Here is a 22,018-nt window from a genome sequence, read left to right as displayed (position 1 = left end):
TCTTCGCTGCTTGCTTCTGCGCGTAGATACGCGTAGCTCCGAACGCCCCGGCGGCACGTCACCGTGCTGCCGGGGCGTTCGTTTATCACAGTGGTTGGGCGTATAACGGCACAAGGTGCTCAAAGGCTCATGTGATCGGATGACTCCGTATCCTGCGGGGGACTTCCGTACTCTGCAGCTTTCTCAGGAGGACAAGTGGGACGACTCTTCGGCACGGACGGCGTGCGTGGTGTCGCCAACGCGGATCTGACGGCCGAGCTCGCGCTCGGGCTGTCCGTTGCGGCGGCGCACGTACTCGCCGAGGCGGGCACGTTCCAAGGCCACCGGCCCGTGGCGGTGGTCGGACGGGATCCGCGCGCGTCCGGGGAGTTCCTGGAGGCCGCCGTGGTCGCCGGCCTCGCCAGCGCCGGTGTGGACGTCCTGCGCGTCGGTGTGCTGCCCACCCCCGCGGTGGCGTATCTCACCGGGGTACTGGGCGCCGACCTCGGCGTGATGCTCTCCGCCAGCCACAACGCCATGCCCGACAACGGCATCAAGTTCTTCGCCCGCGGCGGGCACAAGCTCGCCGACGAGCTGGAGAACCGCATCGAGGGCGTCTACGAGGAGCACCGCACCGGCGCTCCCTGGGACCGCCCGACCGGCGCCGGCGTCGGCCGGGTGAACTCCTACAGCCAGGGCTTCGACCAGTACGTCGCCCACCTCATCGGTGTTCTCCCGAACCGCCTCGACGGTCTGAAGGTCGTCCTCGACGAGGCGCACGGCGCGGCCGCCCGGGTTTCCCCCGAGGCCTTCGCGCGGGCCGGTGCCGAGATCGTCACGATCGGCGCGACGCCCGACGGTCTCAACATCAACGACGGCTGCGGCTCCACCCACCTGGGCCTCCTCAAGGCCGCCGTCGTCGAGCACGGTGCCGACCTCGGCATCGCGCACGACGGTGACGCCGACCGCTGTCTCGCCGTGGACCACACGGGCGAGGAGATCGACGGCGACCAGATCCTGGCCGTTCTCGCGCTGGCGATGCGGGAGCGTTCCGCACTGCGCTCCGACACCGTTGTCGCGACGGTCATGTCCAACCTGGGCTTCAAGCTCGCCATGGAGCGCGAGGGCGTCGCCCTGGTCCAGACGGGGGTCGGCGACCGCTACGTCCTGGAGGAGATGAAGCAGCACGGCTACGCGCTCGGCGGCGAGCAGTCCGGGCACGTCATCGTCCTCGACCACGCCACCACCGGCGACGGCACGCTCACCGGTCTGTTCCTCGCCGCCCGGGTCGCCGAGACCGGCCGGACGCTCAAGGACCTCGCCTCGGTCATGGAGCGGCTGCCGCAGGTCCTCATCAATGTGCCGGACGTCGACCGGACGCGGGTGAACACCTCCGCCGAGCTCGCCGCCGCGGTGGCCGACGCCGAGCAGGAACTCGGCGCCACCGGACGGGTGCTGCTGCGCCCCTCCGGCACCGAGCCGCTCGTCCGCGTCATGGTCGAGGCCGCCGACATCGACCACGCCCGTTCGGTGGCCGCCCGCCTCGCCGACGCCGTGAAGTCGGCGCTCGGCTAGACCGCCCGAGCAGTTGAGCGGGTACCGCCCGAGCCGTGCGGCCCGGCACCTTCCGGGTGCCGGGCCGCACGGCTGTACGGGGCCTACAGCTTGCGCAGGCTCAGGCGCTGGACCTTGTGGTCAGGGCCCTTGCGGACGACGAGGGTCGCCCGGCCGCGGGTGGGGGCCACGTTCTCCAGCAGGTTCGGCTTGTTGATGGTGCGCCAGGTCGTCCGGGCGTAGTCGAGGGCCTCCTCCTCGGAGACCTGGGTGTACTTGCGGAAGTACGAGTCGGGCTTCTGGAAGGCCGTCGCGCGCAGCTTGCGGAAGCGGTTCAGGTACCAGCGCTCGATGTCCTCGGGGCGGGCGTCGACGTACACGCTGAAGTCGAAGTAGTCGGCGAGGCCGACCCGTGTGCGGCCGTCCTTGCCGGGCAGCGCCGGCTGCAGCACGTTCAGGCCCTCGACGATGAGGATGTCGGGGCGGCGGACGGTGAGCCGCTCGCCGGGGACGATGTCGTAGATCAGGTGCGAGTAGACGGGCGCCGTCACCTCGTCCTTGCCCGCCTTGATGTCCGCGACGAACCGGGTCAGGGCCCGGCGGTCGTACGACTCGGGGAAACCCTTGCGCGACATCAGCCCGCGCGCTTCGAGGTCCTTGGTCGGGAGCAGGAAGCCGTCCGTGGTGACCAGCTCGACGCGGGGGTGCTCGGGCCAGCGGGAGAGCAGCGCCTGGAGCAGTCGGGCCACGGTGGACTTGCCGACGGCCACGGAACCGGCGACGCCTATGACGAACGGGGTGCCGGACTGCGAACCCTTCTCGCCGAGGAAGGTGTTCAGCGCGCCTCTGAGTCCGTCCGTGGCACCGACGTACAGGTTCAGCAGCCGGGACAGCGGCAGATAGATGTCCCGCACCTCGTCGAGGTCGATGACATCGCCCAGACCGCGCAGCTTCTCGACCTCCTCGGCGTTCAGCGGGAGCGGCGTCTTTTCGCGCAGCGCGCTCCACTCGGCACGGGTGAGGTCGACGTAGGGAGTCGCCTCCGGCTTGGACCGGTGGGCGCTCCGCGGCAACGAGGAGACCGGAGAGATCACAGTCCATTGTTACGGGAGTATGGACAGGATGGAGGGTGGGGTCCGTCACGCCGGGTGACAGACGGCGGGTCGAAGAGCCCGCGGACGGCCCTCGAAAGGCAGCCGGAATTTCCGATATCGGGCACGGTGAGCCTGATTTCGACGGGCGGGGGACCGTACGCTGCCGCCATGTGCGGAATCGTGGGATATGTGGGGTCGCAGCCGGCGCTCGACGTGGTGATGGCCGGACTGAAGAGGCTCGAGTACCGGGGATACGACTCGGCGGGAGTCGCCGTCCTCGCGGACGGGGGACTCGCCGTCGCGAAGAAGGCCGGGAAACTGGTCAACCTGGAGAAGGAGCTGGGCAGCAGACCGCTGCCGTCCGGCACGACGGGAATCGGGCACACCCGCTGGGCCACCCACGGCGGCCCCACGGACACCAACGCCCATCCGCATCTCGACAACGCGGGCCGGGTCGCCGTCGTCCACAACGGCATCATCGAGAACTTCGCCGTGCTCCGCGACGAACTGGCCGAGCGGGGGCACGACCTGGCCTCCGAGACGGACACCGAGGTGGTCGCCCATCTGCTCGCCGAGGAGTACTCCTCGTGCGCCGACCTGGCGGAGGCGATGCGGCTGGTGTGCCGGCGTCTGGAGGGCGCGTTCACGCTCGTCGCGGTGGACGCCGACGAGCCGGACGTGGTCGTCGGGGCACGCCGGAACTCGCCGCTGGTCGTCGGTGTCGGCGAGGGCGAGGCCTTTCTCGCCTCGGACGTCGCCGCGTTCATCGCCCACACCCGGTCGGCGATCGAGCTGGGCCAGGACCAGGTGGTCGAACTGCGCCGCGACGGCGTGACCGTCACCGGGTTCGACGGCAGTCCCGCGGACGTCCGTTCGTACCACGTCGACTGGGACGCGTCGGCGGCGGAGAAGGGCGGCTACGACTACTTCATGCTCAAGGAGATCGCCGAGCAGCCCAAGGCGGTCGCCGACACCCTGCTGGGGCGGATCGACGCGGCCGGTTCGCTGCGGCTCGACGAGGTGCGCATCCCGGTGCGGGCGCTGCGCGAGGCCGACAAGGTCGTCATCGTCGCCTGCGGGACCGCCTTCCACGCCGGGCTGATCGCCAAGTACGCCATCGAGCACTGGACGCGCATCCCGTGCGAGGTGGAGCTGGCCAGCGAGTTCCGCTACCGCGATCCGATCCTGGACCGGCAGACGCTCGTCATCGCCATCTCGCAGTCCGGCGAGACCATGGACACGCTGATGGCGCTGCGGCACGCCCGCGAGCAGGGCGCCAGGGTGCTGGCGATCTGCAACACCAACGGCTCGACGATCCCGCGCGAGTCCGACGCGGTGCTGTACACGCACGCGGGCCCCGAGGTCGCCGTCGCCTCCACCAAGGCGTTCCTCACCCAGCTCGTGGCCTGCTATCTGGTGGCGCTGTACCTGGGCCAGGTGCGCGGCACCAAGTGGGGCGACGAGATCCAGGCCGTCATCCGCGAGCTGTCGCGCATCTCCCGCGAGGTCGAGCGGGTGCTGGAGACCATGGAGCCCGTACGGGAGCTCGCGCGCTCCCTCGCCGACAAGAACACCGTGCTGTTCCTCGGCCGGCACGTGGGCTATCCGGTCGCGCTGGAAGGCGCCCTGAAGCTCAAGGAACTGGCGTACATGCACGCCGAGGGCTTCGCGGCGGGCGAGCTCAAGCACGGCCCGATCGCGCTGATCGAGGAGGACATGCCGGTCGTGGTCGTCGCCCCCTCGCCGCGCGGCCGCTCGGTCCTGCACGACAAGATCGTCTCCAACATCCAGGAGATCCGGGCCAGGGGCGCCCGCACGATCGTTATCGCGGAGGAGGGCGACGAGGCGGTCGTCCCGTACGCCGACCATCTCATCCGCATCCCGGCTACCCCCACCCTGCTCCAGCCGCTGGTGTCGACGGTCCCGCTCCAGGTGTTCGCCTGCGAACTGGCGACGGCCCGGGGCAACGAGGTGGACCAGCCGCGCAACCTGGCGAAGTCCGTGACGGTGGAGTGAGCGCGGCCGCCGTGCGATCCCTCTAGGGTGCGGACATGAGCATCATCGGGGTCGGTATCGACGTGGCCGAGATCGACCGGTTCCGGGCGTCGCTGGAGCGGACGCCCGGGCTGGCCGAACGTCTCTTCGTGGAGAGCGAGTTGCTGCTTCCCAGCGGTGAACGGCGCGGCATCGCCTCGCTCGCGGCCCGCTTCGCCGCGAAGGAGGCGCTCGCCAAGGCGCTGGGCGCACCGGCGGGACTGTACTGGACGGACGCCGAGGTCTATGTGGAGGACAGCGGCCGGCCGCGGCTGCGGGTGAAGGGCACGGTGGCGGCCCGCGCGGCCGAACTGGGCGTGTGCTCCTGGCACGTGTCGCTCAGTCACGACGCCGGGGTGGCCTCGGCGGTGGTGGTGGCGGAGGGCTAGCCGGGGGCCGCCCCCCTGGACGGGCCCGCGGGTCCGCGCGATCCGGTGTCTCGGCGGCCCGCCCGGTGCGGGGAGCGCGCACGGCGCGCACGGCGTGTGCCGGTGCGGGAGACTCGGCCGTATGCGTACTGCGTACAGCGTGGAGACCGTGAGGACCGCCGAGCGGGAGCTGATGGAACGGCTCCCCGAAGGGGCGTTGATGCAGCGGGCGGCCGCCGGGCTCGCCGCCGCCTGCGCGGACCTGCTGGGCCGGGTGTACGGCCGCCGGGTGGTGCTGCTGGTGGGCAGCGGGGACAACGGCGGCGACGCCCTGTACGCCGGGGCGCGGCTCGCACGGCGCGGGGCCGGTGTCACCGCGGTGCTCCTCGCCCCCGAGAGGACCCACCCCGGGGGACTGGCGGCGCTGTCGCGCGCCGGGGGCACCTCGGCAGTGCCCGCCGCCGCCGAACCGCTCCTGCGACGGGCCGACCTCGTCGTCGACGGCATCGTCGGGATCGGCGGCAAGGGCGGCCTGCGGCCGGACGCGGCGCGCCTCGCCGAACTCGCGCACGCCTCACGGGCCGCCGTCGTCGCCGTCGACCTCCCGAGCGGAGTGGAGGCGGACACCGGGGAGGTGCTGGGCGCCGCCGTCCGCGCCGACCTCACCGTCACCTTCGGCACCCACAAGCCGGGGCTGCTCATCGAACCGGCGCGCGGGTACGCCGGTTCCGTACGCCTCGTCGACATCGGGCTCGACCTGCCGGAACCGGCCGACGTGGAGGCGCTGCAGCACGCCGATGTCGCGGCCCGGCTGCCCTTTCCGGGCGCGGAGAGCGACAAGTACCGGCGCGGTGTCGTCGGGATCGCCGCCGGGTCCGCCCGCTATCCCGGGGCCGCGGTGCTCGCCGTGGCCGGGGCGCTGCGCGGCGGGGCCGGGGCGGTGCGGTACGTCGGGCCCGCCGCGGACGCGGTGATCGCCCGCTTCCCCGAGACGCTGGTGTCCGGCACGGGGCCGGCGAAGGCGGGGCGGGTGCAGGCCTGGGTGACGGGTCCCGGGGCCGGGGACGACGCCTCGGCGGTCGCGGAGGTGCTGGACGCGGACGTGCCGGTGCTGGTGGACGCGGACGGGTTGCGGCTCGCCGACCGGGGGGCTGTGCGGGCCCGCACCGCGCCGACGCTGATGACCCCGCACGCCGGGGAGGCCGCCGCGCTCCTCGGGGTCGCCCGGGAGGCGGTGGAGGAGGCCCGGCTGGCCTCCGTACGGGAACTGGCGGGGCTGTACGGGGCGACGGTCCTCCTCAAGGGGGCGACGACACTGGTCGCCGATCCCACGGGCGGCGCGGTGCGGGTGAACGCCACCGGGACGGCGTGGCTGGCCACCGCGGGGAGCGGGGACGTGCTGTCGGGGCTCGCGGGGTCGCTGCTGGCGGCGGGGCTCTCCGCGCTCGACGCGGGCAGCGTCGCCGCGTACCTGCACGGACTCGCCGGCCGTTTCGCGGCGGACGGCGCGCCCGCCGGTGCCCACGACGTGGCCGCCGCCCTCCCGGAAGCCTGGCGCGACACCCTCGACTGACCTCCTGACCTCCTGACCTCCTGACCTCCTGACCTCCTGACCTCCTGACGCCCTGCCCCCTGCCCCCTGACCTCGGTCCGCCCCGGCCTCCGCCTCGGTCCCGGTCGCCGCTTCTGTCTCGGCTCCGGCCCCGCCCCTGGTCTCGGCCCCCGCCCCGGCCTCCGCGTTGCCCAGATCGGGGGACCCTTTGCGTGTGGCGCCTCCAGGTCGCGGCGGGTATTGCGTATGTCTGTTCGCGTGATGAGCAGACGAAGTGCCTGCCGGGGGATCGCGGTGCTGCTGGCGGTGGTGACGGCCGTGCCCTTGGGGGCGGTGGAGGCCTCGTCCGCTCCGCCGCTGCCCGCCTCCCGCCGGGCCGCCGAGCCGTGGCCCGGCGGGGCGAGAGGTCCGCGCCCCTCCTGGCCGGACCGGACCCCGGGCGACCTGATGCCACCGGGGGGCTCGGCCCCCATGGGCCCGCCCGCCGCGGGGCGCGGCCCGCGGGACACACCCGGGGACCGTGAGAGGCCGGTCTCGTCCGGACCGCGCGGGTCCGCCCCGCTGATGTCAGGGCCGGGCGGGTCCGGGCCGCGTGGATCCAGGCTGGTCTCGTTCGGGTCCCATGGGTCCGGGCCGCTCACGTCCGCGACCCGCGGGTCCGTGCCGGGCGGGTCCAGGGCCGGCTCGGACGGGCCGGGTGCGGGGGCCTCGGGTGGGCGGCGGCCCGGTGGGTGCGGTGGGGAGCGGGGGGAGTATCAGCGGGAAGTCGAGCGGGGGTTGAAGCTGCGGGTGGACGGGGCGCAGTCCGTGAGGGACTGCCGGGCCATCCGTGCCTTTCAGAGGAAGCACGGAGTCTGGCCCGCCACCGGGACCGCCGGACCGGCGACCTGGTCCCGCCTGCGGGCGCTGTCGACCCGCGAAGCCCCGCACGGGCGTGCTCCGCGCGGCTGCCCGGCCCGCTCTTATCGGGTCGCCTGCGTCGACCTCACCCACAAGCGCACCTGGGTGCAGCAGCGGGGCCGGATCCTGTTCGGCCCGGTGCCGATGCGCAGCGGCAGTGTCCGGCACCCCACCCGCACCGGCTGGTTCAAGATCTACTGGCGGCACCGGAACCACTGGTCGACCCTGTACAACAGCCCCATGCCGTACGCCCAGTTCTTCAGCGGCGGGCAGGCCTTCCACGCCGTGCGCGGCAGCATCCGTACGGTCGCCGGCTCGATGGGCTGCGTGAATCTGCGGCTCGCCGACGCCCGCCGACTCTGGAAGGTGCTCAGGAAGGGCGACCACGTCTACGTGTGGGGCCGACGGCCCGGCCGCTAGAGAGCCGGCTGCTGGAGAGCCGGCCACCGGAGAGCCAGGAGGGAGGCACCGGGGACAGGGGTGTCCGACCGGGTCCGCCTCGGGTCCGGCGACATCGGCCTCGGTTCTCCCCGGGCACCCGGGCCGCTCACCGGACCCCTCCCGGGGACCGGTGCCGGGAGGCCGCCGTACGCCTCTGAGAGACTGGGGCGCGATGACAGAGACAGCACACCCGCGGACGGCGCCCCTGCGCGCCCGCGCGGAGATCGATCTGGCCGCCCTGCGAGCCAACGTGCGGGCCCTGCGTGCCCACGCGCCGACCGCCGCCGTGATGGCCGTGGTCAAGTCCGACGCGTACGGCCACGGCGCGGTCCCGTGCGCCCGCGCCGCCCGCGAGGCGGGTGCCACCTGGCTCGGCACGGCGACTCCGGAGGAGGCGCTCGCCCTGCGGGCCGCCGGCCTGCCGGGACGCGTCATGTGCTGGCTCTGGACCCCGGGCGGCCCCTGGGCCGAGGCCATCGAGGCCGACATCGACGTGTCGGTCAGCGGGATGTGGGCGCTGCGGGAGGCCGTGGCCGCCGCCGAGGCCGTCGGGACGCGAGCCCGTGTGCAGCTCAAGGCCGACACCGGCCTCGGCCGCGCCGGCTGCCAGCCCGCCGACTGGGCCGAGCTCGTCGCCGGGGCCCTGGCCGCCGAGGCGCGCGGACTGATCACCGTGACCGGACTCTGGTCCCACTTCGCCTGCGCCGACGAACCGGGCCACCCCTCGATCCAGGCCCAGCTCACCCTCTTCCGCGAGATGGTGTCGTACGCCGAGGAGCAGGGCGTACGCCCCGAGGTGCGGCACATCGCCAACTCGCCCGCGACCCTCACCCTCCCCGAGAGCCACTTCGATCTCGTACGGACCGGGATCGCGGTCTACGGGATCTCGCCGAGCCCCGAGCTCGGCATCCCCGCCGACTTCGGGCTGCGTCCGGTGATGACGATGAGCGCGTCGCTCGCGCTGGTCAAGCACGTACCGGCCGGCCACGGCGTGAGCTACGGCCATCACTACGTCACCCCGGGCGAGACCACCCTCGGTCTCGTCCCCGTCGGGTACGCGGACGGCGTCCCGCGGCACGCCTCGGGCACCGGCCCCGTCCTGGTCGGCGGCAAGTGGCGTACGGTCGCGGGCCGGGTCGCGATGGACCAGTTCGTCGTCGACCTCGGCGGCGACGAGCCGGAGCCCGGCGCCCGAGCCGTCCTGTTCGGTCCTGGCGACGACGGCGAGCCCACCGCCGAGGACTGGGCGCGCGCGGCGGGCACGATCGCGTACGAGATCGTCACCCGCATCGGAACCCGCGTTCCGCGCGTCTACGTGAAGGTGAAAGAGGAACAAGACGGGTAGCACCCTGTAGTCGAACAGGCGCGCGGGCCCGGCGAGCGGAGAACGGCGGGCGGTACACGGCGGGCGGGAGCCGGGCCGACGCGCGCACAGCCCAGAGATCCGACAGCCGACAGCGGACAGCCGAGAGCCGGAGCGAAGAGGAGCGGGACGTGAGCGAGACCAGTGCGGAGGCTGTCGTGAGCGCGGCCTCGACGGCCGCCGCCTCCGCCGGGAACTGGCGCAGGGCCGGGGTCGCCGGCGCCGCGATAGGCGTGGTCGCGGCGGGCGCCGCGGCCGGAGTGGCGATCGAGCGGCTCACGGTCGGGCGCGGCATGCGCAAGAAGGCCCGTCTCGCCCTCGACTCCACCGGCCCGTACGGCAGCCTGCGCGGCACGCCGGGCAAGGCCTACTCCGACGACGGCACCGAGCTGTACTACGAGGTCGACGAGGTCGAGCCGGAGGCCTCGCTCGCGCCGCGCCGGCGCCGGCTCTTCGGCCGCAAGTCCCCCGCCCCCGTCACCGTCGTCTTCAGCCACGGTTACTGCCTCAACCAGGACTCCTGGCACTTCCAGCGCGCCGCGCTGCGCGGTGTCGTGCGCACGGTGCACTGGGACCAGCGCAGCCACGGCCGGTCCGGGCGGGGAGTCGCCCAGTTGGAGGACCGCAAGCCGGTCACCATCGACCAGCTCGGCCGCGACCTGCTGGCCGTCATCGAGGCGGCGGTGCCCGAGGGCCCGATCGTGCTCGTCGGGCACTCCATGGGCGGGATGACCGTCATGGCGCTCGCCGAGCAGTTCCCCGAGCTGATCCGCGACCGGGTCGTCGCCGTCGCCCTGGTCGGTACGTCCTCGGGGCGGCTCGGCGAGGTCAACTTCGGGCTGCCCGTCGCGGGCGTCGCCGCCGTACGGCGGGTGCTCCCCGGTGTGCTGAAGGCGCTCGGGCAGCAGGCGGCCCTCGTGGAGCGGGGGCGGCGGGCCACGGCCGACCTGTTCGCCGGGGTCATCAAGCGGTACTCGTTCGCGGGCCGGGACGTCGATCCGGCGGTCGAGCGGTTCGCCGAACGGATGATCGAGGGAACGCCGATCGACGTGGTCGCCGAGTTCTACCCGGCGTTCACCGAGCACGACAAGGCCGCCGCGCTGGCCGGTTTCGCCGAGATGCCCGTCCTCGTCCTCGCCGGGGTCAAGGACCTGGTGACACCGAGCGAGCACAGCGAGGCCATCGCCGACCTGTTGCCCGACGCCGAGCTGGTGCTCGTCCCCGACGCCGGACACCTCGTCATGCTGGAGCACCCCGAGGTCGTCATAGACCGCCTCGCCGACCTCCTGGTGCGGGCCGGAGCCGTGCCGGCAGGAGCTACCGTGGGTGGCTATGGAAGCACCAGCAGCAGCGCACAACCCGGCTGAGCCCGCCCAGGACGGCGTCGGCGTGCAGATCACCGTCAACTCTCCCGAGCAGATGCGGGAGTTGGGCCGCAGACTGGCCAAACTGCTGCGCGCGGGCGACCTCGTGATGCTGAACGGCGAACTCGGCGCGGGCAAGACCACGCTGACCCGCGGACTCGGCGAGGGGCTCGGCGTCCGCGGCGCGGTCACCTCGCCGACCTTCGTCATCGCCCGCGTGCACCCCTCCCTCGGCGGCGGGCCGCCGCTCGTGCACGTGGACGCGTACCGCCTCGGCGGCGGGCTCGACGAGATGGAGGACCTCGACCTCGACGTCTCGCTCTCGGACTCCGTGATCGTCGTGGAGTGGGGCGAGGGCAAGGTCGAGGAGCTGACCGACGACCGGCTGCACGTCGTCATCCACCGGGCCGTCGGGGACACCACCGACGAGGTCCGGCACGTGACGGTCACGGGACTGGGGCGGCGCTGGGCCGCCGCCGACCTGACGGTCCTCGCCGCCTGACCCGCCTCCGCCCGGCCCTTGACCCGCCTCCGCCCGGCCCTTGACCCGCCTTCGCCCGGCGCCTGACTCGCCTTCGTCCGGCCCTTGACCCGCCTTCGCCCGGCGCCTGTCTCTCCTCCGACCGCCGCCCGACCGCCTTCGCGCGCTGCCGGGCGGCTCTCGCTCGTACATTCGGCCAACGATTCCGACAGGACGTCGGCAAAATATTGCGTTCGGCGTCCCGGCCGTGGTCACATGGACATCAGCACGTAGTTAGGTCTACCTAACCACGCTTGCCCCCGGAGCCCGAGGAGGCGTCCATGTCGGCATCAGAGTCGGCTGCAGTGCCGGCTTCAGAACGTGACGTGCCGGCCGCGCCGCGCGCGGTGGCCGGGGTGTCGATGCGGGAGCTGCTGGCGGCGTGCGCCGCGGCGGAGGCGGTCTCCCGGCCGCCCCGAGCCCCTCTGGGCGACCCCGACGCGCAGAGCCCGTACAGGGCGGCCTGACGCGCACCGGGGGCGTCCGACGCCGAAGCGTGGCCGCCTGACCCGACGCCTGCGCGGGCCGTACGAGCCGGACACGGCGCTCCGGGCACAGGCACACCGGCCGTACGAGCTGGACACGGCGCTCCGGACACAGGCGTCGGCCGTACGAGCCGGACGCGGTGCCCTGACGCCCGCGCGGCGCCGGGCGCCGTCGCCGCTCGTTACTTGATGACGACGACCTTCTCGCCGACCGTCGCGAACGCCCACATCGCGTCGCCGTCGGTGCGCGAGGCGCGGATGCCGCCGACCTTCTTCTCGGGGTCCGGGGCCTCCGTGGAGCCGCTCACCGCGGCGCTGAAGCCGACAGCGACGCCGTCGACCAGCGTGAACCGCACGACGTGCTCGATCTGTGTCCCGTCGGACCCGGGGGTCGCTCCCGTGCGCGACGTGACGGCGTACGTGCCGACGCCCGGGTCGACCGTGCCCGGGGTGACTTCGAAGGTGCGCTTCACCTTGTTGCCCGCGCCGACGAGCCAGACGCGGTCGGCGCCGGTGGAGTAGACGACCCGCACACCGGTGCCGGACGGGGCCGGCAGGGCGGCCGGGTTTTTCTTGGCCGCCTTGGGCGTCTTGGGGGCTGAGGCCTTGGGGGAAACGCTTCCGCTCGGCTCGCCCAAGGTGTCCGGAACGTTCGCTTGTGCCTGGAAGGCGAGGAAGCCGACTGCCGCGAGCGCCGCCACGGTGAGCCCGGCCACGATTCCCGAGCTGCTCCTAGCCACCTTGTGTGCCCACCTCTCGACCTTCGTACGTCCTTGCGTTGACGGTAGCAGCCGAGGGACGGGAGTCCTGGGCGGCCTTGCGCCGGGCTCCGGCGCCGTAGGCTGTTTGCGTGCTCTTGCTCGCTCTGGATACCGCCACTCCCGCCGTGACCGTCGCCCTGCACGACGGCACGTCCGTCATCGCCTCGTCGAGCCAGGTGGACGCGCGCCGGCACGGAGAGCTGCTGCTGCCGGCCGTCGACCGGGTGCTCACCGAGGCAGGCCTCGGGCTGGACGCCGTCACCGGCATCGTCGTGGGCGTCGGCCCCGGCCCGTACACGGGGCTGCGCGTCGGCCTCATGACCGCCGACACCTTCGGAGTCGCGCTCGGCGTGCCCGTGCACGGTGTGTGCACCCTCGACGGGCTCGCCTACGCCGCCGACGTGGAGGGGCCGTTCGTCGTCGCCACGGACGCCCGGCGCAAGGAGGTCTACTGGGCGCGGTACGCCGACCGCCGTACGCGGCTGTCGGAGCCCGCCGTGGACCGCCCCGCCGAGATCGACGAGGCGGTCACCGCGCTGCCCGCCGTCGGCGCGGGTGCCCTCCTGTACCCCGGCACCTTCCCGGACGCCCGCGCTCCCGAGAACGTCTCGGCCGCCGCCCTCGCCTCCCTGGCCGCCGAAAAGCTGGCCGCCGGTGAGGAGCTGGAGCCGCCGAGGCCGCTGTATCTGCGCCGCCCGGACGCCCAGGTGCCCAAGAACTACAAGGTGGTCACCCCCAAGTGACCGTCGTGCTGCGCGAGATGCGCTGGTGGGACATCGATCCCGTACTGGAGCTGGAGAAGGAACTCTTCCCCGTCGACGCCTGGTCGCGGGGGATGTTCTGGTCCGAGCTGGCCCACGCCCGGGGAGCGGAGGCGACCCGGCGCTACCTGATCGCCTGCGACGGCGACGCGGTCGTCGGCTACGCCGGGCTCGCCGCCTCGGGGGACCTGGGCGACGTGCAGACGATCGCGGTGCGGCAGGACCAGTGGGGCACGGGCCTCGGCGGCCGGCTGCTCACCGAACTGCTGCGGGCCGCGAGCGACTTCGACTGTGCCGAGGTGATGCTCGAGTGCCGCGTCGACAACGTCCGCGCGCAGAAGCTGTACGAGCGCTTCGGCTTCGAACCCATCGGCTTCCGGCGCGGCTACTACCAGCCGGGGAACATCGACGCCCTGGTGATGCGGCTGCACGACCCATCGACCTCCGTACAAGGAACAGAGACCCATGGCTGACGAACCGCTCGTCCTCGGTATCGAGACCTCCTGCGACGAGACCGGTGTCGGCATCGTCCGCGGGCACACGCTGCTCGCGGACGCGATCGCGTCGAGCGTCGACGAGCACGCGCGCTTCGGCGGGGTCGTTCCCGAGGTCGCGTCCCGGGCGCACCTGGAGGCGATGGTCCCGACCATCCAGCGGGCGCTGAAGGACGCGGGGGTGTCGGCCAAGGACCTGGACGGCATCGCGGTCACCGCGGGCCCCGGGCTCGCGGGCGCGCTGCTCGTCGGGGTCTCCGCCGCGAAGGCGTACGCGTACGCGCTGGGCAAGCCGCTGTACGGCGTGAACCACCTCGCCTCCCACATCTGTGTGGACCAGCTGGAACACGGCGCGCTGCCGGAGCCGACGATGGCCCTGCTGGTGTCCGGCGGCCACTCGTCGCTGCTGCTGTCCACCGACATCACCTCCGACGTACGGCCGATGGGCGCGACCATCGACGACGCGGCCGGCGAGGCCTTCGACAAGATCGCGCGCGTGCTGAACCTCGGCTTCCCGGGCGGCCCGGTCATCGACCGGTACGCCAAGGAGGGCGACCCGAACGCCATCACGTTCCCGCGCGGTCTCACCGGGCCGCGCGACCCGGCCTACGACTTCTCCTTCTCCGGTCTCAAGACCTCCGTGGCCCGCTGGATCGAGGCCAAGCGGGCGGCCGGGGAGGACGTGCCGGTGCGCGACGTGGCCGCGTCCTTCCAGGAGGCCGTGGTGGACGTGCTCACCCGCAAGGCCGTCCGCGCGTGCAAGGACCAGGGTGTCGACCACCTCATGATCGGCGGTGGCGTGGCCGCGAACTCACGGCTGCGGGTGCTCGCCCAGGAGCGCTGCGAGGCCGCCGGTATCCGGCTGCGGGTGCCGCGCCCCAAGCTGTGCACGGACAACGGCGCGATGGTCGCCGCGCTGGGCGCCGAGATGGTCGCCCGCAACCGGGCCGCCTCCGACTGGGACCTGTCGGCGGACTCCTCGCTGCCGGTGACCGATCCGCACGTGCCGGGGCGCGGGCATGCGCACGCGCACACGCACGATCACGTGCACGAGGTCGCGAAGGAGAACCTCTACCCGTGACCGTCGCACTGATGTGGGAGGCACGGGCCGTCGCCGGCCGGGGCGAGGACCTGCTCGCCTGGGTGCGCGGGCAGGAGATCCCCGGGGACCCGGTGCGCCGGGAGATCCTTCGGGCTCCTCAGGACCGGGTCCTCGTCATCACCTGGTGGGACGCGCCGTACGACGCGGAGCTGCCCGAACTGCCGGAACCCGACCAGGAGTTGGTGTCCCGGACGGTGCACAGGTGGCGTTTCGAGTCGGTGGGCTGACGGGCCGGGCCGGCCGGTGAGTCCCGTGCCGGAACGGGACGTACCGGCCGGCCCCCGGGTCAGGACACCTGAGCGACCTCGGCCTCGCAGCGCAGGCGCCGGTCCGTGCCCGGATGCCGCACCGGACCTGTCAGGTTCAGCCGGGCCGTGTGGCGTACGTCCGCGCTGGAGGCCGCGAGCCGCAGCTCCAGGACGCCCGGTTCGACGATCCGGGTGCCGGTGCGGTCGGTGAACGCCGAGAGGTCCGCGTGGAAGCGGAAGGTCACCCGGCGGGCCTCGCCCGGTGCCAGTTCCAGGCGCTGGTAGCCGATCAGCCGCACGTCCGGGCGGGTGACCGAGGCCACCGGGTCGTGCAGATAGAGCTGGACGACCTCGGCGCCCGCGCGCTCACCGGTGTTGCGGACGGTCACCGACACGTCGTACGAGCCGTCGGTGCCGATCTCGGCCTCGGGCACCTCGGCCGCTTCCCAGGCGAACGACGTGTACGAGCGGCCGTGGCCGAACGGGTACAGCGGCGTCGGGTCCAGGTTGCTGACCTCGCCCTTCAGGCCCAGCGGCGGCTGGAGATACGTCCACGGCTGGCCGCCGGGGTCGCGCGGCACGCTCACCGGCAGCCTGCCCGACGGGCCGACCCGGCCGGACAGCACGCCCGCCACCGCGGGGCCGCCCTCCTCGCCCGGGAAGAACGCCTGGACGACGCCGCCGAGACGGTCCTGCCAGCGGCCCAGCGCGTAGGGGCGGCCGGTGAGCAGTATCAGGACCACCGGGACCCCCGTGGCGACCAGGGCGTCCAGCAACTCGCCCTGCACGCCCGGCAGGCCGAGGTCGGCCACGTCGCAGCCCTCGCCCGAGGTGCCCCGGCCGAACAGCCCGGCACGGTCGCCGAGCACCGCCACGCACACGTCGGCCTCGGCGGCCCGCGCCACGGCCTCCTCGAAACCGGACCGGTCCGGCTCCGAGACCCCGCAGCCCTGCGCGAACGTCACCTTGGCGTCCGGCAGTTCGGCGCGCAGCGCGTCGAGCACGGTCGGGATGTCCACACCGGTGGGCACCTCGGGGTGGTGCGTGAGCACGTGCGAGGGGAACGAGTAGCAGCCGAGCATCGCCAGGGGGTCGTCCGCGCGCGGGCCGACCACCGCGATCCGGGTGTCCGGGGCCAGCGGCAGCACGCCGTCCGCGTTGTCCAGCAGGACCACCGACTCCTCGGCGAGCTTGCGGGCGAGCGCCCGGTTGCCCGCGGAGTCCAGGTCCACCGGGCGGCCGGTCTCCGGCCGCCAGTCCTCGTCCAGCAGGCCGAGTTCGCACTTCTGGAGCAGCACCCGGCGGGCCGCCCGGTCGATCAGCGACTCGGGGACGGTGCCCGCGCGGACGGCGGCCACCAGCGGCTCGCCGTAGCACTTCAGCGTGGGCAGCTCGACATCGATGCCGGCCTCCAGCGCCTTGTGCGCCGCCTCCGCCTCGCTGCCGGCCACCCGGTGCAGCGTCTGGAGGAAGCCGACACCGAAGTAGTCCGAGACCACCGTGCCGGTGAAGCCCCACTCCTCGCGCAGCAGCTCGGTCAGCAGGTACGGGTCGGCCGACGCCGGGACGCCGTCCATGTCGTTGTAGGCGGCCATCACCGAACGGGCGCCGCCCTCGCGCAGCGCCATCTCGAACGGCGGCAGCGTGATGTCGGAGAGTTCGCGCACGCCCGTCCGCACCGGGGCCAGGTTCCGGGCGCCGGCCGAGGCCGCGTACCCGGCGAAGTGCTTGAGCGTGGCCACGATCCCGGCCGACTCCAGGCCCCGCACATAGGCGGTGGCGACAGTGCCGACCAGATACGGGTCCTCGCCGATGGTCTCCTCCACCCGGCCCCAGCGCAGGTCGCGGACCACGTCCAGGACCGGGGCGAGGCCCTGGTGGACGCCGACCGAGCGCAGGTCGTCGCCGATGCGCCGGCCCAGCTCCTCCACCAGGGCCGGGTCGAAGGTGGCGCCCCAGGACAGCGGGACCGGGTACGCCGTCGCCTGCCAGGCAGTGAAGCCCGCCAGGCACTCCTCGTGGGCGACCGCCGGGATGCCGAAGCGGCCCGCCTCGGCTATCCGGCGCTGGGCGCGGGCGAGGGCCTGCGCGCCCAGCGCCGGGTCCACGGGGGCGGTGCCGAAGGAGCGGGTGAGCTGTCCGAGACCGCGGGTGATCAGCTCGTCCCAGTCGTACGAGGAGGACATCTCGCTCTGCAGCGGGGCGACTCCGCCGCCGTCCGTGGCGGCGCCCACCCACACGCCGTAGAGCTGGGCGGTCTTCTCCTCCAGGGTCATCCTGGAGAGCAGGTCGTCGACGCGGGTGGCGGCGGGCAGGGCGGGGTCGCGCCAGGGAGCGGTGGTCATGGAACTCCTGTCGGGGAAGGGGGGGTTCGGGCCTGTCGTTTGGATCAGGTTGCAGAGCGTCGACGGGACTGCTCTGCTCCGCTGAGCGGGGTCTGGTGCGTGCAGCTGCAAGGCGGAGGAGGGAGTCAACGCGGAGCGTTGGCGACCGACGACAACGCCGCAGATGTGCGTGCCAGACTCCGCGTCTGCGAACTGATCCAAACGGCAGGTCCTGAGCCGCCCCTGGTCGTACACGTTCACTTGCCGCCCACACCCATGAGGCCGCCGACCAGCGCGCGGCGGGCCACCAGGTACACGATGAAGATCGGGACACCGGAGAGGACGACGGAGGCGAGGATCGCGGGAATGTTCACCCCGAACTCGCTCACGTAGTTGAACAGGCCGAGGGTCAGCACCCGTGGCCCGTCGGACTGGGTGAAGATCAGCGGGAAGAGGAAGCCGTTCCAAGCCTGGAGCGCCGAGAAGATGACGACGGTGCTGATGCCGCCCTTGGCCATCGGGATGACGAGCTGGAACAGCATCCGGGTGGTGGACGCGCCGTCCAGCGCCATCGCCTCGTACATCTCCTCCGAGATGTCCCGCAGCGTGCCGGTGAGGATCAGCACCGACACCGGCATGGCGAACGCGGCGGTCGGCAGGACGATCGCGAGCAGGCTGTCGTAGAGGTTCAGCTTGGCGATCATCAGGTAGAGCGGCACCACGACGGCCTGCGCGGGGATCGCCACGCCCAGCAGGAACAGCCGGAACGCGGCCCCGGACCAGACACTGCGGGTCCGTACGGCCACGTAGGACAGCGGGACGCACAGCACGAGGACGATCAGGACGACCCCGGCGGCAGCCAGCACCGTGTTCCACAGCAGGTGGCCGAAGCCGTTGTGCAGGACGGTGTTGTAGTTGTCCAGGGTCGGATGGGACGGCGGCTTCAGGGCGTTGTGGCCCAGCGCCTCGTCCTGGTGGGTGAGCGAGGCCGAGAACATCGCGTAGATCGGGATGATCACGACGGCCAGCCAGATCAGCGAGCCGGCGCCGGCGAGCGGGTTGGCGCGCCGGGTCCAGTACCTGCGGCGGGGCGCGGGGCGCCCGACGGACGGGACGGAGTCCGTCTTCACTGGGCGGGGCAGTGTGTCGTGCGACATGGCGTCACATCCCTTCCCGGGTGCTGCGCATCGCGCCGAAGCCGGACAGCTTCACCATCAGCAGGGACAACGCGGTCGCCGCGAGCACCAGGAAGGAGGCGACGGCGCTCGCGTAGCCGAAGTCGTAGCTCTTGAAGCCCGCCTCGTACATCAGGTACGGCAGGATCGCCGTGTCGGTGCCCGGACCGCCCTGGGTGAGGATCAGGACCGTCTCGAAGTACGTCAGCGAACCGACGACCATCAGCACACCGGACGTCGTCGCGGTGTTGCGGAGCTGCGGCAGCGTGATCGAGAAGAACTGCCGCAGACGTCCGGCCCCGTCGATCGCCGCCGCCTGGTAGAGCACCTCGGGGATCTGCCGTGCCCCGCCCTGGTAGATCAGGGTGTGGAAGGGGATGAACTGCCAGCCTCCGACGAACACGATCGCGAGGAACGCGCCGCTGGTCGTGCCGAGGGTGTCCTTGTGGATGATGCCGAAGTTCGGGTCGAGGAGCGCGTAGAACAGCAGCGAGATCGCCGTCGACGACAGCAGGAACGGCACGAAGAAGATCGCCGAGAGCACCGCGCGGTTGCGCTGCCTGCCCGCCGCCCACACGCCCAGCAGCAGCGAGATCACCGTCTGGAACGCCCAGCTCACCACAGTCAGCGCGACGGTGACCGTCAGCGACTGGGCCAGCCGGTCGTCGCTCAGCAGCTTGCGCCAGTTGTCCAGGCCGACCAACTTCGGGTCGCCCAGGCCGTTCCACCGGGTGAACGACAGGTAGAGGGCCAGGACCATCGGGGCGAGGGCGAAGAACGCGAAGAACAGGACGCCGGGAACGGCCAGTGCGGCGCTCGGGCGGCCCGCCCTGTTGCGCCGGGCGGAGCGGGGGCGGCCCGCGTCGATCCGCGGGCCGCCCTTGACCTGCGTGACGCTCACTTCAGCTCCTTGAGCGCCGACACGAACTGCGTCGGCGAGGACTTGCCCACGAACAGCTTGTTGACTTCGGTGAGCATCGGCGTCGCCACGTTCGGGTCGACCGCCTGGTCCCAGCTCAGCGTGAACGCCGGGGCCTTCTGCACCATTTCGTACTGGAACTTGGCGAACTCCGGGTTCGGCGAGGCGTCCAGGAGGGTCGCCGCGTTCGAGGTCGCCGGGACGTCACCGTTGGCGATGAGCTCCTTGGTGTACGCCAGGGAGGCGGAGTCCCGCAGGAAGGCGATCGCCGCGTCCTTGTTGGAGGTGTGGGCGTTCACCGACCAGTAGTTGGTCGGGTTGCCGACCACGTTGCGGATGTCGCCGGCGCCGCCCTCGATCTGCGGAAAGGCGCACCAGCCCAGGTTCTTCTTGGCGAAGTCGGGGAACTTGCCGAGCTGCGTGGAGTACTCCCACGAACCCATCAGGTGCATCGCCGCCTTGCCCTTGGCGAAGACCGCGGGAGCGCCGCCGTTGCCGTACCCGACCGAGCTGTAGCCCTTGCCGAAGGCGCCGTCGTCGATCAGCTGCTTGACCGTCTGGGCGGCCTTGAGGACGGCCGGGTCGCCCCAGGCCGAGGCGTCACCGTTCTTGATCTTCTCGAAGACCTGGGGGCCGCCGATCCGGTCGACCAGGTACTCCAGCCACATCAGCTCGGGCCAGATGTCCGCGCCGCCCAGGGCGAACGGGGTGATGTCCGCCTTCTTCAGCTTGGTGTTGATGTCCAGCAACTGGTCCCAGGTGGTGGGCGGCTGGAGCTTGTGCTCGGCGAAGACCGTCTTGTTGTAGAAGAGGATCACGGGCTGCATGCCACGCATCGGCACGCCGTAGTTCTTGCCGTCCAGTCCGCCCGCCGCCAGCACCGACGGCAGGAAGCCGCTCTTGAGCACCGCGTCGGAGGCGATGACGTCGGTCAGATCGACCAGCTGGCCGGCCTCACGGTAGGCCTTGATCGAGCCGCCGCCCCAGTTGAAGAACACGTCGGGAGCGTTGGGCGAGCCCATCGCCGTGCGCAACTTGGCCGGGTAGTCGGTCGCGGGCACCTTCTGCAGCTTGATGCTGCCCTTGGCCTTCTTCGCCGCGGCCGACGCGTTGAACCGGTTGACGGACTTGACCTGGATCTTCGCCGCGTCGTCACCGTAGACGAACGCGGTGAGCGTCCCGTCGGCGCCCGAGCCGCCGTCGGAACCGCAGGCGGTGAGCCCGCCGACGGAGGCCAGGGCGGCCGTGCCCGCGCCGAGGAACCAACGTCTGCTGTAGGACTCCATAGGACGGCACCTCTCGGTAAGCGCGAGGGATCGCCGATGATCCGTCGCGAATGTTTCGAGTTATTTTTCGAATGTTCCGGGAAGGTAAGACGATCCGATGGGCCCGTCAAGGGGTCGCGCAGATATACGATCGCCGCCATGAAGCCTGGGAAGTCCGCAGAAGCACAGACGGCGACGCTGGCCGAGATCGCCCGGGAGGCCGGGGTGTCGGCTCCGACTGTTTCGAAAGTCCTCAACGGTCGCGCCGACGTCGCCCCCGCGACCCGTTCCCGCGTCGAGGAGCTGCTGCACGCCTACGGCTACCGGCGCCGCCGGGCCGAGGCTTCCCGCTCACCGCTGATCGACCTGGTCTTCCACGAACTGGAGAGCGCCTGGGCGATGGAGGTCATCCGGGGCGTGGAGAACGTCGCCCGGGACGCCGGTCTCAGCGTGGTGCTCTCCGAGTCCGCCGGGCGGCTCACCCCCGGCCGGACCTGGGCCGACCAGGTCGCCGCCCGCCGCCCGCACGGCGTGGTGCTCGTCCTCTCGGGGCTCGACGACTCCCAGCGCGCCCTCCTGAACAGCAGGTCCATCCCGTTCGTGGTGATGGACCCGGCGGGCGACCCCGGCGTCGACGTGCCCTCCATCGGCGCCACCAACTGGCAGGGCGGCCTCGCCGCCACCCGTCACCTCGTCGAACTCGGCCACACCCGGATCGGCGCCATCAGCGGGCCGTCCCGGATGATGTGCAGCCGGGCGCGGGTCGACGGCTACCGTGCGGCGCTGGAGACGGCCGGGCTGCCCGTCGACCCCTCGCTGATCGTCGCCGGGGACTTCCACCACGAGGCCGGCCACCGGATCGGCCTCGAACTGCTGCGCCGCCCCGACCGGCCCACGGCGGTCTTCGCCGGCAACGACCTCCAGGCGCTCGGCCTCTACGAGGCGGCCCGCGAACTGGGGCTGCGCATCCCCGAGGACCTGAGCGTCGTCGGCTTCGACGATCTGCCGGTGGCGCGCTGGGTGGGGCCGCCGCTGACGACCGTACGGCAGCCGCTGACGGAGATGGCCGAGGCGGCGGCGAAGCTGGTGCTCGACCTGAGCCGCCAGGAGAGGCCCTCGGCCGGGACGCGGATGGAGCTGGCGACGAGCCTGGTGGTCCGCAGCAGCACGGGGGCGCCTCCGGCGTGAGACCGGGCGCCTCCGGTCGCTGCGCCTGCCGTCGCGGTTCCGGTCCGGTGGGTGGGTCGGGGCCGTGCCGGTGCATCAGCCCGTCGCCGTTGGGTGAGGGGTGGGCGTCGGTGGCGACGGGCATCGA

General features: G+C 72.5%; 20 protein-coding genes. 14 read left to right on the top strand and 6 right to left on the bottom strand.

From position 1 onward, the window contains the following. Window positions 1-195 precede the first annotated feature (195 nt). On the top strand, window positions 196-1,554 hold the full coding sequence (gene glmM / locus ACFXGX_RS14325; protein ID WP_384789777.1) for a phosphoglucosamine mutase: 1,359 nt from the start codon (window positions 196-198) through the stop codon (window positions 1,552-1,554). Between the two features lie 83 nt (window positions 1,555-1,637). Here the strand turns inward: glmM and coaA are convergent, their stop codons facing one another. Then, complete coding sequence (gene coaA, locus ACFXGX_RS14320) at window positions 1,638-2,627, bottom strand: type I pantothenate kinase (protein ID WP_382793004.1); 990 nt, start codon at window positions 2,625-2,627, stop codon at window positions 1,638-1,640. Window positions 2,628-2,795: 168 nt separating this feature from the next. Here coaA and glmS point away from each other — a divergent pair, with 168 nt between their 5' ends. The 8 genes from glmS to ACFXGX_RS14280 all read left to right on the top strand — a co-directional run bounded on the left by glmS (window position 2,796) and on the right by ACFXGX_RS14280 (window position 11,636). Beyond that, window positions 2,796-4,643, top strand: coding sequence for a glutamine--fructose-6-phosphate transaminase (isomerizing) (gene glmS / locus ACFXGX_RS14315; protein ID WP_384789773.1), 1,848 nt, complete (start codon window positions 2,796-2,798; stop codon window positions 4,641-4,643). A 35-nt stretch (window positions 4,644-4,678) separates the two neighbouring features. Next, window positions 4,679-5,050: a holo-ACP synthase gene (locus ACFXGX_RS14310; protein WP_384789770.1), complete on the top strand. Its 372-nt coding sequence runs from the start codon at window positions 4,679-4,681 to the stop codon at window positions 5,048-5,050. Window positions 5,051-5,171: 121 nt separating this feature from the next. Then, on the top strand, window positions 5,172-6,602 hold the full coding sequence (locus tag ACFXGX_RS14305; protein WP_384789767.1) for an NAD(P)H-hydrate dehydratase: 1,431 nt from the start codon (window positions 5,172-5,174) through the stop codon (window positions 6,600-6,602). Between the two features lie 786 nt (window positions 6,603-7,388). Beyond that, window positions 7,389-7,901 carry a L,D-transpeptidase family protein gene (locus tag ACFXGX_RS14300; protein WP_384789764.1) on the top strand — a complete coding sequence of 171 codons (513 nt, stop codon included), beginning with the start codon at window positions 7,389-7,391 and terminating at the stop codon, window positions 7,899-7,901. 193 nt (window positions 7,902-8,094) lie between these two features. Further along, the gene (alr, locus tag ACFXGX_RS14295) at window positions 8,095-9,267 is read left to right on the top strand and encodes an alanine racemase (protein WP_384789761.1); all 1,173 of its coding nucleotides are present in this window, start codon (window positions 8,095-8,097) and stop codon (window positions 9,265-9,267) included. 149 nt (window positions 9,268-9,416) lie between these two features. Beyond that, window positions 9,417-10,652, top strand: a complete 1,236-nt coding sequence (locus ACFXGX_RS14290; protein ID WP_384789758.1) for an alpha/beta fold hydrolase — start codon at window positions 9,417-9,419, stop codon at window positions 10,650-10,652. Next, window positions 10,618-11,151, top strand: a complete 534-nt coding sequence (gene tsaE / locus ACFXGX_RS14285; RefSeq protein ID WP_384789755.1) for a tRNA (adenosine(37)-N6)-threonylcarbamoyltransferase complex ATPase subunit type 1 TsaE — start codon at window positions 10,618-10,620, stop codon at window positions 11,149-11,151. The genes ACFXGX_RS14290 and tsaE overlap by 35 nt, the downstream gene beginning before the upstream one ends. A gap of 299 nt (window positions 11,152-11,450) precedes the next feature. After that, window positions 11,451-11,636 (top strand): hypothetical protein, encoded by a 186-nt coding sequence (locus ACFXGX_RS14280; RefSeq protein WP_384789752.1) that lies wholly within the window; start codon window positions 11,451-11,453, stop codon window positions 11,634-11,636. A 200-nt stretch (window positions 11,637-11,836) separates the two neighbouring features. Here the strand turns inward: ACFXGX_RS14280 and ACFXGX_RS14275 are convergent, their stop codons facing one another. Beyond that, on the bottom strand, window positions 11,837-12,394 hold the full coding sequence (locus ACFXGX_RS14275; RefSeq protein WP_384789749.1) for a hypothetical protein: 558 nt from the start codon (window positions 12,392-12,394) through the stop codon (window positions 11,837-11,839). A gap of 110 nt (window positions 12,395-12,504) precedes the next feature. On the opposite strand from ACFXGX_RS14275, the gene tsaB reads away from it, so the two are divergent. From tsaB to ACFXGX_RS14255, 4 genes are read left to right on the top strand one after another with little or no spacing between them, the layout of a single operon-like run. Beyond that, window positions 12,505-13,158 carry a tRNA (adenosine(37)-N6)-threonylcarbamoyltransferase complex dimerization subunit type 1 TsaB gene (gene tsaB / locus ACFXGX_RS14270; protein WP_384789746.1) on the top strand — a complete coding sequence of 218 codons (654 nt, stop codon included), beginning with the start codon at window positions 12,505-12,507 and terminating at the stop codon, window positions 13,156-13,158. Window positions 13,159-13,175: 17 nt separating this feature from the next. Further along, window positions 13,176-13,649, top strand: coding sequence for a ribosomal protein S18-alanine N-acetyltransferase (gene rimI, locus ACFXGX_RS14265; RefSeq protein ID WP_384789957.1), 474 nt, complete (start codon window positions 13,176-13,178; stop codon window positions 13,647-13,649). Then, the gene (gene tsaD / locus ACFXGX_RS14260; protein WP_384789743.1) at window positions 13,642-14,751 is read left to right on the top strand and encodes a tRNA (adenosine(37)-N6)-threonylcarbamoyltransferase complex transferase subunit TsaD; all 1,110 of its coding nucleotides are present in this window, start codon (window positions 13,642-13,644) and stop codon (window positions 14,749-14,751) included. Before rimI ends, tsaD begins: the two co-directional genes overlap by 8 nt. After that, window positions 14,748-14,999 carry a hypothetical protein gene (locus tag ACFXGX_RS14255; protein WP_384789740.1) on the top strand — a complete coding sequence of 84 codons (252 nt, stop codon included), beginning with the start codon at window positions 14,748-14,750 and terminating at the stop codon, window positions 14,997-14,999. Before tsaD ends, ACFXGX_RS14255 begins: the two co-directional genes overlap by 4 nt. Before the next feature lie 59 nt (window positions 15,000-15,058). Here the strand turns inward: ACFXGX_RS14255 and ACFXGX_RS14250 are convergent, their stop codons facing one another. The 4 genes from ACFXGX_RS14250 to ACFXGX_RS14235 all read right to left on the bottom strand — a co-directional run bounded on the left by ACFXGX_RS14250 (window position 15,059) and on the right by ACFXGX_RS14235 (window position 20,724). Further along, on the bottom strand, window positions 15,059-17,365 hold the full coding sequence (locus ACFXGX_RS14250; RefSeq protein ID WP_384789737.1) for a glycoside hydrolase family 3 N-terminal domain-containing protein: 2,307 nt from the start codon (window positions 17,363-17,365) through the stop codon (window positions 15,059-15,061). A 236-nt stretch (window positions 17,366-17,601) separates the two neighbouring features. Continuing rightward, window positions 17,602-18,501 carry a carbohydrate ABC transporter permease gene (locus ACFXGX_RS14245; RefSeq protein WP_384789734.1) on the bottom strand — a complete coding sequence of 300 codons (900 nt, stop codon included), beginning with the start codon at window positions 18,499-18,501 and terminating at the stop codon, window positions 17,602-17,604. A 4-nt stretch (window positions 18,502-18,505) separates the two neighbouring features. Then, window positions 18,506-19,420 (bottom strand): carbohydrate ABC transporter permease, encoded by a 915-nt coding sequence (locus ACFXGX_RS14240; RefSeq protein WP_384789731.1) that lies wholly within the window; start codon window positions 19,418-19,420, stop codon window positions 18,506-18,508. Beyond that, window positions 19,417-20,724 carry an ABC transporter substrate-binding protein gene (locus ACFXGX_RS14235; RefSeq protein ID WP_384789728.1) on the bottom strand — a complete coding sequence of 436 codons (1,308 nt, stop codon included), beginning with the start codon at window positions 20,722-20,724 and terminating at the stop codon, window positions 19,417-19,419. The genes ACFXGX_RS14240 and ACFXGX_RS14235 overlap by 4 nt, the downstream gene beginning before the upstream one ends. Before the next feature lie 138 nt (window positions 20,725-20,862). Between ACFXGX_RS14235 and ACFXGX_RS14230 the strand changes: the two genes are divergently transcribed. Then, window positions 20,863-21,891, top strand: coding sequence for a LacI family DNA-binding transcriptional regulator (locus tag ACFXGX_RS14230; protein ID WP_355765732.1), 1,029 nt, complete (start codon window positions 20,863-20,865; stop codon window positions 21,889-21,891). Window positions 21,892-22,018 lie beyond the last annotated feature (127 nt).

Source organism: Streptomyces sp. NPDC059371 (genome assembly GCF_042751995.1).
GTDB lineage: Bacteria > Actinomycetota > Actinomycetes > Streptomycetales > Streptomycetaceae > Streptomyces.
This window is presented reverse-complemented; position numbering and strand designations above follow the sequence as displayed.